The organism is uncultured Tateyamaria sp., assembly GCF_947496075.1.
Lineage (GTDB): Bacteria > Pseudomonadota > Alphaproteobacteria > Rhodobacterales > Rhodobacteraceae > Tateyamaria.
In genome coordinates this window covers 1,272,321-1,291,012 of sequence record NZ_CANMBJ010000002.1, presented here as the reverse complement: position 1 = coordinate 1,291,012, position 18,692 = coordinate 1,272,321, and the positions used below count along the sequence as shown (strand labels likewise).

Here is an 18,692-nt window from a genome sequence, read left to right as displayed (position 1 = left end):
CCGGGCAAACCGGATGACTTATTCCAATGGGAGGACAACAATGAAAAAACTGACACTGACAGCGGCAAGCTCGCTGATCACGCTGGCCGCATCAATGGGTGCCGCACAAGCTGACAAGCTGACGTTTTATTGCTCGGCACAGGAAGACTGGTGCCAGCTTATGGCGCGGAGCTTTGAGGATGCCACGGGTATCGACGTCAACATGACGCGCAAGTCGTCGGGTGAGACCTTTGCTCAGATCCGCGCGGAATCGTCGAATCCCAAGGGAGATGTCTGGTGGGGTGGCACCGGCGACCCACACCTTCAGGCGGCCGAAGAAGGCCTGACCATGGAATATGTCTCGCCGATGCGCGACCAGTTGCATGACTGGGCGATTTCTCAAGCCGAAAGCGCAGGCGACAAGACCATCGGTATCTATTCGGGCGCTTTGGGCTACGGCTATAATGCCGACCTTCTCGCAGCGAATAATCTTCCGGAGCCCGCCTGCTGGAAAGACCTTCTGCAGCCCGAATACAAAGGGCACGTACAGATGGCCAACCCGAACTCGTCTGGCACGGCCTACACCACTCTGGCCTCTATGGTGCAGATCTTTGGCGAGGATGACGGGTTCGAATTCATGAAGGGCTTGCACGCCAACATCAACCAATACACCAAGTCCGGTTCTGCTCCGATCAAGGCCGCGGGCCGCGGTGAAAACACTGTTGGCATCGTATTCATGCATGACGCCGTGAAACAGGCTGTGTCGGGTTTCCCGATCAAGGTTGTCGCGCCTTGCGAAGGTACCGGGTATGAGATCGGCTCCATGTCGATCATCGACGGTGCGCGGAACGAGGAGGAAGCCAAGAAGTTCTATGACTGGGCTCTCAGCACCGACGCGCAGAACCTTGCCCTACAGGTGAACGCCTTCCAGGTGCCCTCGAACAAGGGCGCAGAAACCTCTGAAAGCGCGCCGGATATGTCGACGATCAAGCTGATCGACTACGATTTCAAGAAATACGGATCGTCGGACGAGCGCAAACGCCTGCTGCAGAAATGGGACGAAGAGGTATCGGTCCTGCCGCAGTAAGTGAGCGACACCACAACAAAAACGACCCATCCGGCTCTGATCTTCTGGATCATCGCTGGGTGGGTCGGCTTCTGTCTTCTGCCATGGTATATGGTAGAGGACGGCCTCTGGTCGTTCGAATGGCTGTTTGACGGCTACCCGTTTGACGCCGATTACGCGCCCGGACTGTTCCTGACCGTACAGGGCGAAAAGCTGTGGCTTGCACCGCTTCTGTTCCCGCTGACCTTGCCGCTCTTGGCTCTCAGTCGTCCGAAGTCCGACCCATTCTACGCCAAGATATTGATCCTTGCAGGTACTCTCGGCTTTGGTTGGTTGATTTTCCAGGGTTTTTCAATCGGCATCCGTGGGTTCAATTTCGAATGGCAGGAGGCCCTGTTCGGGGACCTCAAGATTCGCCAATTCGGCATGGGCTACGGCGCCATGATATGTGCCTCCGCCTTCCTGTTTGTGTTAACTCAAGGCATCGCTGCACGGGGTGCGATCAACGGCGATGTCTTTGTCGTCAGTGCAATTGGCGGGATCATCACCATCGTCACCGTCTTCGTATTTTTCCCAATTGCCAAGATGCTCTTCGCTGCATTCGTGACCGAAGATGGAGCATATTCCGCATCGGTCTTTGCGTCGAAATTCTTCGACGACCGGCTTTGGAGCTTGGGCTGTTTCTGGGGCGCGCGGTGCGGGGCGGCGTGGAATTCACTAATTCTTGCCATCCTTGTTGGCCTCATAACCACAGCTCTTGGCCTCTGCTTCGCGCTTGTCGTGACCCGCTCGGGCTTCCGCTACAAACGCGCGTTGCGGGCGCTAACGGTCCTGCCGATCATAACTCCGCCCTTCGTAATTGGTCTGGCACTGATCCTGCTCTTTGGTCTGTCTGGCTCGGTCACCGTGTTCTTCGCCGACCTCTTCGGCGCCCAACCCACCCGCTGGCTTTACGGCATGCCAGGGGTGCTGATAGCCCAGACACTTGCCTTCACGCCCATTGCCTTTCTGGTACTCATCGGCGTGGTCGAGGGCGTGTCACCCTCCATGGAGGAAGCCGCGCAAACGCTGCGCGCGAACCGGTGGCAGACATTCCGAACCATATCGCTGCCGCTGATGCGCCCAGGTCTCGCAAATGCCTTCCTGCTGGGTTTCATCGAAAGCATGGCCGATTTTGGTAACCCGCTGGTTCTGGGCGGCAATTTCGACGTGCTCTCGACCGAAATTTTCTTTGCCATTGTGGGCGCGCAATATGATCAGGGCCGCGCGGCGGTTCTGGCCATGGTCTTGCTGTTTTTCACACTATCGGCCTTCTACGCACAGCGCGCCTGGCTCGGGAAGAAGAGCTACACCACAGTGACGGGCAAAGGCGACGCAGGTGTGCATCCCCTGATGCCAGCAGGCCTTTCAGTGCCGGTTCTGCTGATTGCGCTGTTCTGGGCTGTCTTCACGGTCATCGTTTACGGCATGATCATCTATGGCAGCGTGGTGGAGCTTTGGGGCGTCAACAACACCCTGACCTTCAAGCACTATATCACGGCCTTCTCCGTCCGCATCGAGGCGGAGGGCATTCGCTGGACCGGGGCCGCCTGGGATAGTTTCTGGACGACGATCACCATTGCCGCGCTTGCAGCGCCTCTAACCGCCGCGGTGGGTTTGGTGACCGCCTATCTGCTGACCCGCCAGAGTTTCGCAGGCAAGGACACCTTCGAGTTCGGCACGATGCTCAGCTTTGCCATTCCGGGCACCGTGATCGGAGTCAGCTACATCCTTGCCTTTAACGTACCCCCGATCGAGATCACCGGCACCGGGGTCATTCTTGTGGTCAGCTTCATCTTTAGAAACATGCCGGTGGGGGTCAGGGCCGGCATCGCCAGCATGTCCCAGCTGGACAAATCGCTTGATGAATCCTCGCTCACGCTGGGAGCCAATTCCTGGCAGACCTTCCGCCGGATCATCTTGCCGCTCTTGCGCCCAGCCATCCTTGCGGCGTTGGTTTATAGTTTCGTGCGCGCCATGACCGCGATTTCGGCGGTGATCTTCTTGGTCTCAGCGGAATACGACATGGCCACCAGCTATATCATTGGCCGGGTCGAAAATAACGATTACGGCCTTGCAATCGCCTACTCCACGACGCTGATCTTCGTGATGCTGTCTGTTGTCGCCTGCATGCAGTTCACTGTTGGGCGGACACAGATCGGACGGCGCATAACCCAATCGCGCACCAATGTGTAAGGACCTACGCTCATGAGCATTCAATCCAAGGCAGCACCCGTGCGGTTCGAACAAGTCTCCAAGAAATTCGGCAAGGATGTGGTCGCCGTCGATGCGATCGACCTCCATGTCGAGGCGGGCAAGCTGGTGACACTGCTCGGCCCGTCCGGCTGCGGCAAAACGACGACGTTGCGCATGATCGCGGGGCTCGAAATGGCGACATCGGGCAAGATCACGATCGGGGATATCGATGTGACCACCCTGCCCGCCACTGACCGCGATGTTTCGATGGTGTTTCAGTCCTACGCCTTGTTTCCGCATATGTCAGTGCTTGAAAACGTCATGTATGGGCTGACCTTTTCGGGGTTTGCAAAGGATGAGGCGCGCAGCCGCGCATTGCATGGCCTCGATCTTGTCGGTCTCAAAGGGTTTGACAGCCGTCTGCCATCCGAGTTGTCGGGTGGCCAGCAGCAGCGTGTCGCCGTCGCGCGGGCGTTGGTGTTGGAACCTCAGGTGCTTCTCTTTGATGAGCCGCTTTCAAACCTAGACGCCAAGCTGCGCAGGCAGGTGCGCGAAGATATTCGCGCCATTCAGCAAGATCTTGGTTTGACAGTTGTCTACGTCACACATGATCAGGAGGAAGCACTCGCCGTCTCGGATGAGATCGTCGTCATGCGCAACGCTGCCATCGCCCAGATGGGCACGCCACGCAATTTGTATGACGCGCCCAACGATCGCTTTGTCGCCGATTTCATCGGCGAGGCGAATTTGCTGTCCTGTGAAATTATCGCCGTTGACGGTGATACGGCCACAATCGAGATCGAAGGCTACCAACACGCATTGCCGTCACGCGGTTTGGGCCGAGGGCCTGCGACCATCGCGGTGCGTCCCTCACGCCTTGTCGTCGGTGCTGATGCAGGGATATCTGCCAAGGTGGCCAAATCCACCTATGTCGGTGTGCGTATGGAATACACGCTCACCGGTGCCTTTGGTCAGGTCTTCGCTGTCCACGACGACGTGGAGGCACCGCTTGAGCCGGGTGCCGAAGTCTGCATGGGGTTTGCCGCCAAGGGCCCCGTTCTTCTCCCTGAATAAACCCCGCAACTCATCGTCGTCTCGCATCCCAAGGTTACCGTCGATCCGAGCATTCCCATCCCCGACTGGGGGCCAAATGAAACGGGTCGTAATCGGACCGCCGCCTTCGCCGTGTTGGCAGAATTTGTCATGTCACGCATATCTGGTCCAGCGTTGAGCAAAAAACGCGCGACACGTCAGCCATTTTGGCTGCGCCCGTGGAATTGAGGTGCACACCCATCCGCAACTTGGTGAGAACGACCGCAGCTCCGCTGGTTTTCTGCCACCTGCCGAATTTGAAGTTGCGGCAGATGCGTTCTTTGTGACTTCCGTGTCACCAATTTTCGAGGTTGGGAAACTGCCCACGATGCCTGGTCCCGCATCGTCGTAGCCGTGACCAAAATCATCAACAACCGCACAAGGGCAGACCTTGGGGTTTCCACTCATGGTGCCGTTGGGACACCTCTGTGGTGCGCACTGGCAAAGCGTCTCATCAACCGAACACATGATCAGCCAGAGAAATGCCATCTCTGGACCGCCGATCTTGTCGCATTTCAGCCGGCCATTGGCTAGCAAAGCGTCGGTTGGCGGTCATACTCTCCAGGCATTCTCCGACATCTCAAGCAAGGTTTCAAAGACATCTGGCGTGCCAACGATAACTCGTCCCCCCTCACGGATCATCGAATCGGCATCCTGATCCTCGATCACGCCGCCAGCCTCCGACACCAGGAGTTGACCGGCCAGGCAATCCCAGGCGTTCATGTGTTCTTCAACGTATCCAAGCAGCCGTCCGGCCGCGACATAGGCCAGAGACAAGGCACCGCTTGCGTTACGATGAAACATTGCACCCCGCTCAATCAGGCCAGCCACGATCGGTACCACGTGCCGCGCCTTCACGCGGTTCGAGTATCCAACCGCGACGGTGCCCGCTGTTAGGGGAGTGCCGCTGGCAACCCGCATCGGAGCACCATTCAGCTTTGCCCCAACGCCCCGAAGGGCGGCAAATGTTTCGCCAACAATCGGATCGTGGATGACGCCCAACTCTGTGCGCCCATCCCTTACACCCGCAAGAACGATGGTCCAGGTGGGAATGCCATTCACAAAATTGGTGGTCCCATCGATCGGGTCGACCACCCAGTCAAAGCCGCTGCTCCCAGCTTTCGGTGTGTACTCCTCGCCCACGATCCCGTCATCGGGCCAGGCCGTTTCGATTTGTTTACGGATATAGGTTTCGACGTTCCTGTCGGCCTCGCTCACCCAATCCTGAGTGCCCTTTTGATCGACAACAAGTGTAGCCCTATTTGCAAAATAGTCGCGTGCAACGCCACCAGCCGCGTGGCAAAGTTCCGTCGCAAATTCCAAACGTTCTGATACGCTGTCCAACTTTCCAGTCCCTCCCAGTATTTTTTGCCTTTGAAGACACTTATGCCCTTTTCGCTGCGACGCACAGATCGTCGGCACGGCAATCGCAGGACGAGACAACACCGTAGCTACCCTTCTCCAGTTAAGAAGCGTCAAAGTTCATGTGCTTTACAAGTTGGTACTCCGCACCAAATCTGCGGAGATGAACCCCTGCTCGATATCGTTTTCAACAGGAATACCCGCTGGGATTATCGCTCGGCGCAACATGACGATCCCAATCAAAATGCTGCATACAACCACACATTGCGTGGTTACGGTATCTGTAAATCGCCGGGAAAGCTGTGTCCGTCGCTCGAAATTGCCGAAATCGAACTAGAGCAAACGGGGGTGGCGTTTCAGGAAGCAGTTAATTCAGCTTTCCTGGATTGAAATGTTCAGGCCAACTCAACCTCATGCGCATTTTGGGCTTTGACTCGCTGTCTTGAACCAAAAACTGTTTACTTTGACCCTGACCGTGTTTCTTGGAACATACTTCTCGGCTTGAACCTCGCTTGACCACCCGCTTACCAAAGGTGCCAAGCATTTGGTTTTTGTCGCTCCAGTCGATTTTTTGGACTTCGTGTACTTGTCAACATAGTTCATGCCAGTCGCAGCGAAGCTGTGCAAAAAGCTCATTTTGACTGATGGTGCAACAGGCATAAACGGCCACGTTTCTTTGTGTTTCGGCGATAAACCTTCGGCCCAGGCCACTCAAAATCCACCGGAAGTCCAATTCTTCTTTCCTGCAATGGAAGCAATATCAAGGCAACCGCAACGGCGCGGTGAAGACTTAATGCAAGGGAACACAACATGATTGAGCACTGCAAGTCAGCTCTTCTAGCAACGCTTCTCATCCCCTCCGCAGCGCAGGTGCAGATCAACATCGGTGACGCGCTTGGCACATCAGAAACTGCACTTCGAGCCGCGCTCGCAGCGCACGGATACATCGCCACAGAGATAAAAACGAGGATGGAGTGATTGAAGTTGAAGCCGCAAACGGTGCTCAATCCATCGAATTCGATATTTCACCAGAGACGGGCTTGGTTCTCGCGGCCTATGAAGACGACCACGACGATGATGATGAGGGAGAAGCCTCGGACGACAATGATGACGAAGGAGAAGACGACGATAAACATCTCCCGGTGCGCCCCTTCTAGTGGGCGCACCTTTAGTCAGGATGAACGAATGAATTTATCTCGTGCCACGGTGTTGTGATTTGTGCTCGCGCTTCAAACGATCTGTTGCGCATACTTTCTGATGGGCATCGCTTGGGACTTGCTGTGGCCGGCCGTCCACAAACCGTCTCGCGGACAGCGACGTATTCGAGGCCTTGGTTACGATCGCACTTTTCTTTGGTTTGGCGTTCACCAGCAATGAATTGCGCCAAACACTGACGCGCCAAGATCAGATTAAGATTGCCTCAGGTGCGTTCAGCGAAGTGATGGAGGCGCGCTTCAAAGCTTAGTCACTGACAAGCGTCGAGTGTGAAATCGCGATGTTGGCGATCAAGGGCTTCTCTATCGCGGAAATGGCAGAGCTCTGCGAAACCAAATAAGGCACAGTCACAGCACAATGCGCATCCGTTTACAGAAGGGCCGACGTCGCAGGGCGTTTGCAGCCATTAAGCGTCTTTCTTGATGATCTTATGGCAGATGATTTGGTTTCTGCCGCGCAAAACGCTGCGCTTTAGAGATTGGCCATGAACCCCATCGGGATTATCCTAATTGCGGCGACCACACTGTTTCCCGCCCATCAACTTTTCATGCTGCCGAATGTGACGAACCAAGTCGCGCTCTTCTCGCAGTACCTTGGCTTGGGAGCTTTGGTTCTCATGGCTTCGGGCAAACTCTGTCCACCCGGCTCAAGGGCACTGAAACGCTCTTTAGTGAATTGGATCGGGTCTGTGTTATGCATAAGTGGGCGGGTATCGTCGCTATGTTCGCGCTTCTAATTCACGATACCATTGATGCAGACACGCTTGGTTTGGAGCCCAAACCCCGCTCAATGAGCCTGCCGAGACCTGGCGTGAGATCAGCTTGTATGGCCTGTTGATCCTCGTCGGGATCTCAGTCGCAACCTTCATCCCCTATCACCTTCGGAGATGGACACACAAAGCCACGGGAGCTCTGTTCACGGCTGGCGCTTTCCATTTCTTCTTCATCATAAAACCGTTCACGATGGGCGATCCAGCGAGGCTGTATACTGGCCTTTTCTCCGTGGCGGGACTGGCAGCATAAATATGGATGCTGTTTCCCTATAAAATGCGCCCGGGTTATGGATACCAAATCACAAATATTCAAAGCACCGGCAGTTACTATGTCGCCAGTTGGAGAGTCTTTGAGGGCCATGCCCGGACAATTCGGAGTGCTGCGATTTACAGGCGCTGGCACAGAAGAGCCGCATCCATTTAGCTTCTCGAAGATCTGCAGCGACGGGTTGCTTTGCGTAACGGTCAAAGACCTCGGAGATTTTACGTCAGACCTCAAAACCGTCACTTTGCTTGGCCGAGAGGTTGCTATCCAACGCCCGTTTGGCCGATTTCGGTGCTCTGGACCAACCGCCGAGATTTGGGTCGAAGGTGGCATCGGGATCACACCGTTTTTGGCGTGGGCCGATGCACTAGAATGTGACGCCCCGCGGGTCGACCTGATTGTTCACCATTAAAGGACAAGAGGTCAGCAATGCAGCACCCGGCTCAATCAAGTGTGCACACGAAGAATAAGCCGCCTTTGTCCAGTTTCCTACTACATCTAGGAAACCTGCGCGGCCTAGGGCCGCGCGTTCGTTTCAAGACCATTCGATTGGGATAGTGATGCCGCCGTGGCCCATTCTTTCCGGTTCTGTGCCCGGAGGCAGATCGAAAGGATCTTCCTTGGCTGCAAGTGCGACCCACTCACGTGCAGTTCCGTTCCAATCAGTGATCGCGTCCGACGCTTTGCGCGCAACCCTTGGTGCCGATACGCTGGTACCATTGAGGCGCACATAAGATCCGCTGCGCGATCCCGCTGAAACCACACCCCACAGCACCAGGGATTCATCACCTTCCGCAGCGACATCAGGTCCATTTCGCGAAGGTTCGGGTGTCATTGGCGTATGGGTTAGTGGCCCCGCTGCAGAGTAGTATGAGATAATCTCGTTTCGCTTTGTATAGGCGGCAACCACGATCGGAGAAGGCCCACAGGCAAACCCACTGAGCGTTCCTGCACGCCTGATCGGGCTTGGCGTGTCCGGAGGATCAACGGGCAAAGGAGCGCCAAATGGGCCAAAGCGCACATAGTCGCCATTGTCAAAATAGGACTGTCGACCGCCGGGGCGGTATCCAGGAAGTGTTTCATCGCGTCTGACCCAGACCTGCACTATTTGATCCGGCGCGATATCTTTAGGTTTGGCACAGATATTCCATCGTCCTGATGGTGCCAATGCACGGCCCGGATCAAGACTGGCGGTCGGCTCAATAGCCAAGGTGATGAGCCCCCGCGCCGTTGGCGCCGGCTCAAAAGTGTAGAGAAGCGTCGCCACCACCCGACCCAGCTCGTCAAGAAGTGTTTGGTGCTGTCCTGGCTGAGCTTTGACCGTCAGGCTTTCGGGACCAAAAGGCGGTGTCACAGTGACCGAGACATAATCCGGGGGAGGATCAGATTCCGAAAACGGCATCCAGAGTTCAACGTGACTTGCAGTCCGGTCGTCCGGCAAGACTCGAAGATCAAGTGTGATCCCGTCCGCATTCTTGCCGTCAAATTGCAACTCAGCGTGTGCGCGTGCCAGATTGCCGTTGCCCGCTGGCAGTGTCATCCAACGTGTTTGTTCAGGATCGCTCGAAAGAAACTGCTCGAACAGGCGAGACACCTCACTGGTCCCATCGTGAGGACCCGAGAAGTTGCCATACGAAAAGTTGGTGACCATCGGCACGGGCTCACCATCATATTTAAAGCGAGAGGCCTGCTTGCCCAGCACATGGAGAGCCAGACAAAGTGCGGGCAACAGACTGATGCCTGACGTGTCCTCGACCACGCGGGGTGGCAGTACTGCGCAAATGATTGGGCGCGTGCCGTCATTCAGCTCGGGAGCGAAACCAGTCGACAGGCCCATCACATGCGTGCCGTGTGAGCGTCGCAGCGATACGGGTGAGAATTTGCCCTGTCTGTAGTCAATTTGAGCCGTGTGGCTATAGAACTGATCTTCGTCCAGGAGGTCTGACCGGGTGAATTCACGGAGATACTTGTCAATTTCATCGGCGTCGAGCACCCTGCCCTGCGAGGCGTCACCACGATCAGGGTTTGGCGGCGCAGGAAGAACGGTGCAAAATTCGACACGCGTTTCTTCGGGTTCAGCACGAAACAGTTCGTGCGCAATGCCAATTCCATCATCGATCATTGCCGTCACAACACTGCCCTTGGGCACTTCGATCGGAGACAAATCTGGCGCATCTGCTTCAAATGACAGCCACTCCTCCGGTGTAAGCAGCCCCAAATGCACATTGACAACATTGTATTCGTTTTGGGTGTCGTTCAGCGCTTCGATCAAGTTTCGCCGCGCGAAAAGGCTCACGAATTGCCGCTCAGGGCGTCTGCTGCGATCAGCTTTGTCATACGCGGACGGCAAAAGCAGATCGCTGGGATAGTCAGCCGCCAAGCGCTCCTCGAGTTCAGCGAGGCTGATGCTTTCAAGCTCTACCATCGCTGAAAGCCAATCAGAGTCCCGTATATTCAGGCTCTTAGACAGCCTGGTAAAGGTGAGTGCATCGATGGGTGCTTGTTCGTCCCTTGATGACGATGTCCAAGAATAGGCCATGGCCATCTGCCCTCAAACCGTTGGGTTGGGGTTGAAATCAACCCATTCGGCTTGTGCCTTGTTCCACAACCAGGCGAGCCTTGGATCCGGTGCGCTGCAGGATGTGCGCTGTGTCGCGGTAGCCCAAACGCCGTCCGGTCCTGTTGATTGGTCTTTCTGGGTGTCGTCATCCGCTTTGTAGAGCTTGTGCCACTCGAAATCGCTACTTCCAGCGTAGTGATGTCCGTGGAACTTGGCGGTCGTCCAGCCATTCCCTGTGCTCAGATCATAGATAAAGTCAGCGAGGGTCAGCCCGAGCATCGCTCCGGTTGCGCTGTCGACAGGGTAGTGGACACCTGCCACAGTTCGGTTAGTCGCAATGCGTGCCGCAAGCCGCATGAGCATTTCACCCCAATGCCCCCCTGCCCCGTATTGTGGTGTTCCAGAATGCAGCATCAGCTTCCAAATCAAGCGAGCCATGACAAAGGCTTCTGTCGCGTGCCCACTGGGAAGCGAACCATGGGTTGGTGTGGCGATCATCGGTTGTACTTGCGGCGACAATTCAATCGGTCGCTTGACGGCAAGAACGTATTTGAACTGCTGTTCGCAGAAATTCGCGAAGCGAAGACCGGTGGCGAGCAATTCAAGCGTATACGGTGTGCGCGCCGGATCAATAAATCCAATAGTTTGGTAAAACGGCACAGGTGCCGGAATCTGAGAGATAATCTCAGCACCGCGATCCTGACGAATGTCCGCATAACCCGTCAGAAAGCCCATCTGTTCTTCAAAGACCTCCATCTTGGGCGCCTTGATTCTGGCGAGCTTCTTGTAGTTGCACCCGGGCTTGCCCGTGTGCGCGTCCTCTTTGCGCCAAAGTGTTGCCTTGGCCGTTTGGCCTTGTTCGAAAGTCAGCTCAACCTGGGTGTCCAGTGCGAAAGAAAAGATTGCGGCGCGCACTTCGCGCGAAAGACGTTGCAGGTTCTGCACGTCGTTGGGCACGCCCGGTTGGGTGCCAGGAATAGGACCCAATGGAGCCCCAACAATCCCGTCGCGCGTGGTTACAAATGCTTCTGCGGCAATAGGGCCTTCTGGGAGGCCGAAGGCCGCATATGACCCGTAGGAGCCATAAGAACCATAGGATCCGTAGGACCCATACGAGCCGTAAGAACCATACGACCCATAGGACCCGTACGAGCCCTGAGGGCTTCCAAAGAATTCTGCGGTCATTTTAACCTTCCTCCAGCTTCGTATTAAGATTATTCAATCGGGAACACCTGCATCACGCAGGGCTTTGGCAAATGTCTTACCAGTATTGAATTCAGCGCTCGGAGAAGACTTCAACCAACGGCTCACTCGAAGATCGGGTTGCAGTTTCAACAGCTTTGATACGGTTTCTCGTGCTTCCGCCGTTTTTCCCTGACTGTGCTGTGCCACAGCCAAAACGCGCAAAGTGGATGTGTGAGTTCTGTTCAGTCGCAACGATGCCAAAGCCAACTCTTCCGATCGAGCGAAGTTGTTTGGCGTCAGCCACGCGCCTGCCGCCATGACGAGATAGAAAAAGCGATGCGGATCAAGCGGTGCCAGATGAAGTGCACGCTCCGTGTCACGCACCCCATCCTCCCCGCGATCCTGGAATGCGAGAAGCATGCCTCTCAGCGATCTTGCATTGGCATCGTTTGGGTTGATGTCCAGTGCCATGTCATAGCGTTCTTCTGCATCATCGAGCCGATGCAACAGATTGGTCAGAACGTGCCCCTCGCATGCAAGGGCCAGTACGTTTTCCGGGTCAAGATCCAGTGCACGGCCTGTGCAATCAAGCGCTGCCCGGGCATCCTTGTCAGGGTCCTGCGACCAGCCTTGAACCACGCGGAGAAGATGCCATCGCGCGCGCCAGGCGAAAGGTGTGGGATGATTTGGCACGCGTGCCGACAATACGTCGATCAGATCACGCGCCTTCTTGAAATCCTTGGGTGAAAGCCGATGCATCAACCCCACGGCGGCGAACATCAACGAATAATTCTGCAAACTTGCCAAAGGTCTGGTGTTGGCCCGGCGAATTTCGTTGATCAGAACGGCGCGGCGCACCTTTGCAACAATCTCGTAGGCCTGCTCACAATCACCAAGCAACTCGTCCTGAGTCATTTCGAGTCGGAGAGCCCATAGCACATGCTGACTGGCCACTTCGGTGAATTCTAGATTGAGCTGCAGCTTGTCGCCGCGCTTGATGTACATGCCCGAAAGAACAAATTCAGCGTTCAGCAGCCGCCCGGCCTCAAGAAGATCGGCCGGACCATGCACAAAGGACGCTGTGGACAAGCGTGAGGTCACGTTGATCTCTTCCGATGCGCTTAACACCGCTGTCACCCGATCCGCAAAAACAGTGCCAAGAATGTCCGGCCCATCTTGGCTCATGTTCTGCAAAGGCAGCACCGAAATGGTTGGCAAGAGAGGTTGATCTTCAAAACCTTGCCCGAATGTATCGCCTGGTCCCTCCGACAGCAGGCGAAATGCGCGCGTGTTTTGTTGATCGTCGATGTATCCGAGGTCTTCAAAAACAAGTTGCGGGAACGCGTGGGCCATGTCCCGAATATCGAGGCTGCTCAGCACTTCTCCCGGCCGCGCGGCATCCAGCAGTGCAGCGAGTTGTGCGGGATCGCCGTATTCAGCGGCGAGTGCACTGGACGCCCCGCTGCCTTGCGCCCGCCTTAAACATGTCGCGGCGGCTTCTGTAAGGCTGGTGAAGGTTTGTTTCTCTACGTCCGAGGAGGCGTCTAGGGTCGTGTGTGCAGTCTTTTCGGCCTCGAAAGATGCTTGCTTTGTTAAGACGACAACGTTCCCATGGCCTGAGCTTAACTCTGCCATCGTTCCCAGATCAGCTGGCATGCTTGTCTGGCCGGGTCGTTCTACGCTTTCCAAGACGGCGTTTAAAATAAACCCGCGTTTTGGGACGGTCTTTAAGATCGCGCGATCTGTGTCACCGATTGCGCGGCGTATATCTGCGATACACTGCGTCAGACTATCGTCGGTGACAGACAGCCCGTCCCACACCGTCTCGATCAGAGTGTCCCGCGGCACCAGTATGCCTGGGCTTTGTGCCAGACACCGCAATACGCTTGCTGATTGCGCACGAAGCACAACATGCGTGCCGTCGGCCCGCTGTAGCTGATCACGGTTGGGATCGTAAGTGACGTCCCCCAACACAACCAGTGTGTCTGTGTTGAGTTTCCCCGACACGCAGATTCCTTCCCCCCGGACCGCGCCATTGTGTTCGCCGTTAAGGTTTCGCAAAGCGGCGGGGGTTTCAACAAAAAAGCGAACTTTTTGCCCGCCATGCGCGTATTTGTCAGAGGTCTGGATATGGTGTTCGGCCGCGTGCTTCCGCTCCTTGCACGCATTTTCATGCGGAACCGTTATTGTCGCGGCGCCAATCACTTGCAATTCTCTTGCAGAAAGACGGCCGGATCACCGGACTGTACACATATCAAATCCTGAAGTCCGATGGACTGGCCTGTACGCGTTGACCGGGCCGTAACCGTCAAACGGCGCGCCCCAGTGAGGAAGTGTGGTGGCAGAAAAGGGTCTTTGATCCGAATGCCCATGACATGGGGCGCGCCGAAAGCAGTAGAGATCAAATCGCCCGACGTACCTAGCTTGAACTCGAATACGTCCAGGTGTGATGGCAGGTACGATGACACACCTATTATTTCTCCAAGCGGCTCCAGCGTTACAAACATGGATCGATCGAGATGGGGTGCTGGGGCAAACACGCCAGGCGTGCCGTGATTATGTGATATCGCAAGCGTTGGGATCGGCGCAGTTTGTGTGCAATACATCCAATGTGTCTGTACCTGCATGCCCCGCGCATCGCGCCCTAGAGCAACGTAGGTGGCGCCTGTTTGCAGCTCTCCGCATGAAATGCTGGTCGAAACCTTCAAGCCCTCATAGACCAATCCGTTTACAGTACCACGTACATATTCTGCCTCGCCACCAGTGAGGCAATGCGGCACCTCCAGAGGAATGTCCGCGTAGTACGGAAACAGCTCCAGGTCTGTAAGTGATTGAACTGACAATTCCATTCCTGCCCAGCAACAAACGATCCATATGAATGTAGAGAAAGCCAGCCTGCCAAGGGATCATGCGCCACGGCGGTCGCAACAATACCCTGCCCCTCTCCGCGTTCATTGGTGGCCGGAATAATGCTCAGTGTACTGAAATAATTCTGAAAACTTTCCGAAATCTCGGAACAACCACCCCTGCGACCGAGATATTTTCATTTCGGGAAGGTTTCGGCTCAATTTCAAGACAGTGCGCTAGCGTTTGGCGATGCTTGTGGAGCGGGCCGTGATGGTTGGTTGCCTAGCATCCCGATTGGATCAGTTCCGCCAAATACAAACTAAGCTTTTGACATGGAGATTTTTCAGATGGCCGATGAAGTATATGAATTTGATAAGGAAGCGGTTGCTGCAGCATTGGAGGCAGCGCGGTCCCACTATGCTGACAAAGTCGATGCAATGGCAGATGGCGTTACAGAGGATGGTCACCTGTCGATGGCCGCCGGGTGCGTTTCTGTAACAGTGGAAAACGGCAAAGTCTGTCTCAACTTGCCGCTTGGTTTCGGTAAGTACTGTTTTCCCATTCCCAACGTCATCCCGAACGGGACCGCTGCAGAGGCATGCCTGCACATCTGCACCACCTGGGGCATTCCAACCGGGGTCAAGGTGACCATCAGCGTCGCGGGCAAAGTGATCGTTTCGAAATCCTTCGGCAAATGCTGACCTAAACAATTTCAAACGGTCTTGAGACGGACATCAGAGGCCGAGAAATTTAAAACAAGTCATAGATGAAACAGACCTCCGACATCGGTTTTATGCACGATGTCGGAGGCATTTTCATGCTCCAACCTTAGTGTTCCAGCCTAAGACGGTCGCGTCGTTCACGGCAGACTGTCCCCGCGAGCAAGACAACGACCATATGGCACCTCGGATACACACCTTTGATGGGGGCCAAGCAACAACCTCAGACTGCGGCTGGCAATGTGCGGCTACGGGGCGCTTCTGACAACGTAGACCGAGCAAGTTGAATGCCGGACTATTCGTGCCGCATTAGGCCCAAGCAGAAAATCCTTCAAATCCGGACGGCTGGCACCCAAAACAATCAGGTCCGCATTGTCCAATTTCGCTGTCTTCAAAACTTCTTCGTAAACACTGCCTGTTGCTACAAGATGGCGAACGGATTGGTTTGCCTTGGCCCCCAATACATCTTCTCCAAAGGAAGACAGCAACTGGGCAGCCCCGTCTTTGGCTGTCTGCACGTCATGGTCTTTGAAATAGGCACCAACAACACTCGCCCCAAAATCCGGCACAACTGTGATGAGATCAAGCTGCGCACCATCCATGTCCGCCAGCCGCTTTGCTGCTTGCAGAACCTTGGTTTCGTCTTGGGGTCTGTTGATGTCCACGGCGCAGAGGACTGTCTTACTCATGCCATTTCTCCTTCGCGCAAGGGCGGAGTCACCCGTCGCGTTTGCAGCCATATGATAAATGCCAGGAGCAGAAGTGCTGGGATGAAGATAAGCTCCTTCGGAAGTTGCTGTGCCGTCGCTCTCACTGCGCTGATCGAAACGGGATTGTCACCGTAGAAATCAAATGAATCCAGCGCATTGCCCAACTCGGTTCCAAACAAGGGTTCTTCCAGAATAACCGTGTCCCCTTCGGTAACGAGCATGAACCCAAGTTGATCCAGCCGCGCATCCGCTCCTTCAACATCCGGGATGGTTACTGGCACCGTCAGGTCTTTCATCTCGAGTGTGTCAAAATCCGGACCGGAAATGATCACCCTAAGCTGGTCACTCGGTGATGCGTTGCCAACCGCTTCGGAGAAGGCTGCTGGTGCCACATCCTCGAAGGGTGGTTGGATCTGGTTCATGAAGACACCTGGCCTAAACAGCGCGAAGGCGATCACCAGCAGTGCAACCGTTTCCCAGATACGATTACGTGCAAAGAACCAACCCATCGTTGCGGCCGTAAAGACCAGAATGCCGATCGTGGCGACAACAAATACAATGATCCCCTGCGTCCATGTGACATCAATCAGCAAGAGATCGGTGTTGAAGATGAACACAAATGGCAGGGCCACGGTCCGCAGCGAGTAGAAGAATGCCGTGAAACCGGTTCGGATCGCATCACCACCCGACACAGCCGCCGCTGCAAAGCTCGCCAACCCAACAGGTGGCGTGACATCCGCCATGATCCCGAAATAGAACACGAAAAGGTGGACCGCGATTAGCGGCACAATCAGTCCCGACTGCGCGCCCAGTTCGACCACAACCGCAACCATTAGCGAACTTACGACGATGTAGTTAGCCGTCGTGGGCAAACCCATCCCCAGTATGAGGGACAGGATCGCAACGAAGATAAGCATCAGGATCAGATTGCCACCTGACAGAAACTCGACGAAATCTGCCATTACCTGACCGATGCCCGTCAACGACACTGTACCAACGATGATACCGGCAGTTGCTGTTGCAAGACCGATACCGATCATGTTGCGTGCGCCGTCGATCATCCCCTCGATCAGATCAATGACACCATCCCGCAGCCGACCAATCGAATTGTCTTCACCTCGGAACATCGCCTTGAGCGTCTTTTGCGTGAGCAAAATCCCAAACAGCAGGAACGTCGCCCAGAAGGCAGACAAGCCAGGCGATTTCCTTTCGATCATCAGGAAATAGACCAGCACGATGATGGGCAGCAGGTAATACAGCCCCGACTTATAAATCCTCGCGACCTCGGGCAACTCCACGACCTCGGCGTTGGGATCGTCGGGCTCTAGATCAGTAACCTGTGACGCGAGATAGACCAAGGCCACATAGACCAGCCCCAGCAGTGCCGCCAAAATCCAACCGGACCCAGACGGGAAGAGCGAAACGACCCAACCGACCGGATACTGCGTCGCGTAACAAAGAACAGCGAAACCGGCAAAAAAGGCAAACATGCCGCCGATTGTCCGACCCATGCTGACGACCTTGTTTCCGATTGTCGGCATGTTGTTTTTAACAGCTTCCAAATGAACAATGTAGACGAGCGCGATATAGCTGATGACCGCAGGCAAGAAGGCGTGCGTGATCACCTCGACATATGAAATGCCTACGTATTCAACCATCAGGAACGCAGCCGCGCCCATAACAGGTGGCATGATTTGACCGTTTACAGAGGATGCGACTTCGACTGACCCGGCTTTTTCCGCGCTAAAGCCAACGCGTTTCATCAGCGGTATGGTGAACGTTCCGGTGGTTACGACATTGGCAATCGAAGAGCCCGAGATCAGCCCAGTCGCGGCCGATCCCACAACAGCCGCCTTTGCCGGGCCGCCGCGCAAGTGCCCCAGGGCGCCAAACGCCATCTTGATAAAGTAGTTCCCTGCCCCGGCCTTATCGAGCAGCGCGCCGAAGAGAACGAAGAGGAAAACGAACTTTGTCGATACACCCAGCGCAATGCCGAAGACGCCCTCGGAGGTGATCCACATATGGCTCATCGCTTTGCGCAGCGACGCACCGGCCCATCGAATCTGATCTGGCACCCATTCTGAAGATCCAAAGAAAACATAACACAAAAAGACAATGGCGAGGATGACCATCACCGGTCCAAGCGTGCGGTAGGCCGCAATGAAGAGCAGTGTCAGGCCCGCGAGAGCGAAATTGGCGTCCGCGGCATCGGCAAGGCCACCAGCAGCCACGATTTTCTCATAGAAAAAATAGCCATAAAGCGCGAGGAACGCGCCTCCCAGACCAAGAACCCAGTCGTACCACGGTATGCGATGCCGTGGCGAGGACTTGAAAAGAGGGTAAGCCATCGCTGCAAGGAAGACGGCAAAGGCCAAGTGTATCTGACGAGAGTTGTTGATCAAATCGCCGGGCAAAATGTAGGGCGCGGCAGGTGATGCCAACAGGACCTGAAAAACCGACCAAACCAAGGCTACCACCGCGATGGCCGTTCCAATTGCGCCCGTAGGGCTGCGGGCTCCGCTGTCGCTGGCCGCAACCAGTTCCTGAAGCTCTTGTTCGCTGAGTGTGCGGTTGTCGGTCTGTGTCATGGTGTCCCCGTCATGTGATGGCTTGTGCCGGCGTCCCGCTCTTTCGGCGGATTAGGGAACCAAGGGCGCCGAAACGCCCTTGGTCACAAAATAGACA

14 protein-coding genes are annotated in these 18,692 nt (G+C 55.5%); 7 read left to right on the top strand and 7 right to left on the bottom strand.

Annotated features, from left to right (window positions below; genetic code table 11):
• Positions 1–40 precede the first annotated feature (40 nt).
• From Q1A51_RS10445 to Q1A51_RS10435, 3 genes are read left to right on the top strand one after another with little or no spacing between them, the layout of a single operon-like run.
• Positions 41–1,066: an ABC transporter substrate-binding protein gene (locus tag Q1A51_RS10445; protein ID WP_299196867.1), complete on the top strand. Its 1,026-nt coding sequence runs from the start codon at positions 41–43 to the stop codon at positions 1,064–1,066.
• The gene (locus Q1A51_RS10440; RefSeq protein WP_299596402.1) at positions 1,067–3,280 is read left to right on the top strand and encodes an iron ABC transporter permease; all 2,214 of its coding nucleotides are present in this window, start codon (positions 1,067–1,069) and stop codon (positions 3,278–3,280) included.
• A 12-nt stretch (positions 3,281–3,292) separates the two neighbouring features.
• On the top strand, positions 3,293–4,354 hold the full coding sequence (locus Q1A51_RS10435; protein WP_299596405.1) for an ABC transporter ATP-binding protein: 1,062 nt from the start codon (positions 3,293–3,295) through the stop codon (positions 4,352–4,354).
• 570 nt (positions 4,355–4,924) lie between these two features.
• Here the strand turns inward: Q1A51_RS10435 and Q1A51_RS10430 are convergent.
• The gene (locus Q1A51_RS10430; RefSeq protein ID WP_299596408.1) at positions 4,925–5,716 is read right to left on the bottom strand and encodes an inositol monophosphatase family protein; all 792 of its coding nucleotides are present in this window, start codon (positions 5,714–5,716) and stop codon (positions 4,925–4,927) included.
• A 42-nt stretch (positions 5,717–5,758) separates the two neighbouring features.
• Here Q1A51_RS10430 and Q1A51_RS10425 point away from each other — a divergent pair, with 42 nt between their 5' ends.
• The 3 genes from Q1A51_RS10425 (at position 5,759) to Q1A51_RS10415 (ending at position 8,398) form a co-directional block, all read left to right on the top strand.
• Complete coding sequence (locus Q1A51_RS10425; protein ID WP_299596411.1) at positions 5,759–6,124, top strand: hypothetical protein; 366 nt, start codon at positions 5,759–5,761, stop codon at positions 6,122–6,124.
• Between the two features lie 584 nt (positions 6,125–6,708).
• Positions 6,709–6,891 (top strand): hypothetical protein, encoded by a 183-nt coding sequence (locus Q1A51_RS10420; protein ID WP_299596417.1) that lies wholly within the window; start codon positions 6,709–6,711, stop codon positions 6,889–6,891.
• Between the two features lie 1,207 nt (positions 6,892–8,098).
• The gene (locus Q1A51_RS10415; protein ID WP_299596421.1) at positions 8,099–8,398 is read left to right on the top strand and encodes a hypothetical protein; all 300 of its coding nucleotides are present in this window, start codon (positions 8,099–8,101) and stop codon (positions 8,396–8,398) included.
• Positions 8,399–8,521: 123 nt separating this feature from the next.
• On the opposite strand, the gene Q1A51_RS10410 is transcribed toward Q1A51_RS10415, so the two are convergent.
• From Q1A51_RS10410 to Q1A51_RS10395, 4 genes are all read right to left on the bottom strand, one after another.
• Entirely contained in the window at positions 8,522–10,411 is a 1,890-nt protein-coding gene (locus Q1A51_RS10410) for a S8 family serine peptidase (protein ID WP_299596424.1), read from the bottom strand.
• Positions 10,412–10,537: 126 nt separating this feature from the next.
• A complete protein-coding gene (locus tag Q1A51_RS10405) occupies positions 10,538–11,731 on the bottom strand; it encodes a phosphatase PAP2 family protein (protein WP_299596427.1) in 1,194 nt (397 codons plus the stop codon).
• Between the two features lie 33 nt (positions 11,732–11,764).
• Positions 11,765–13,738, bottom strand: coding sequence for a winged helix-turn-helix domain-containing protein (locus Q1A51_RS10400; RefSeq protein ID WP_299596430.1), 1,974 nt, complete (start codon positions 13,736–13,738; stop codon positions 11,765–11,767).
• A gap of 194 nt (positions 13,739–13,932) precedes the next feature.
• Positions 13,933–14,580: a hypothetical protein gene (locus tag Q1A51_RS10395; protein WP_299596435.1), complete on the bottom strand. Its 648-nt coding sequence runs from the start codon at positions 14,578–14,580 to the stop codon at positions 13,933–13,935.
• A gap of 345 nt (positions 14,581–14,925) precedes the next feature.
• Here Q1A51_RS10395 and Q1A51_RS10390 point away from each other — a divergent pair, with 345 nt between their 5' ends.
• The gene (locus Q1A51_RS10390) at positions 14,926–15,279 is read left to right on the top strand and encodes a hypothetical protein (RefSeq protein WP_299596438.1); all 354 of its coding nucleotides are present in this window, start codon (positions 14,926–14,928) and stop codon (positions 15,277–15,279) included.
• A gap of 266 nt (positions 15,280–15,545) precedes the next feature.
• Here the strand turns inward: Q1A51_RS10390 and Q1A51_RS10385 are convergent, their stop codons facing one another.
• Positions 15,546–15,986, bottom strand: coding sequence for a universal stress protein (locus Q1A51_RS10385; RefSeq protein WP_299596441.1), 441 nt, complete (start codon positions 15,984–15,986; stop codon positions 15,546–15,548).
• Positions 15,983–18,595, bottom strand: coding sequence for a TRAP transporter permease (locus tag Q1A51_RS10380; protein WP_299596443.1), 2,613 nt, complete (start codon positions 18,593–18,595; stop codon positions 15,983–15,985). Before Q1A51_RS10380 ends, Q1A51_RS10385 begins: the two co-directional genes overlap by 4 nt.
• Positions 18,596–18,692: the final 97 nt, after the last annotated feature.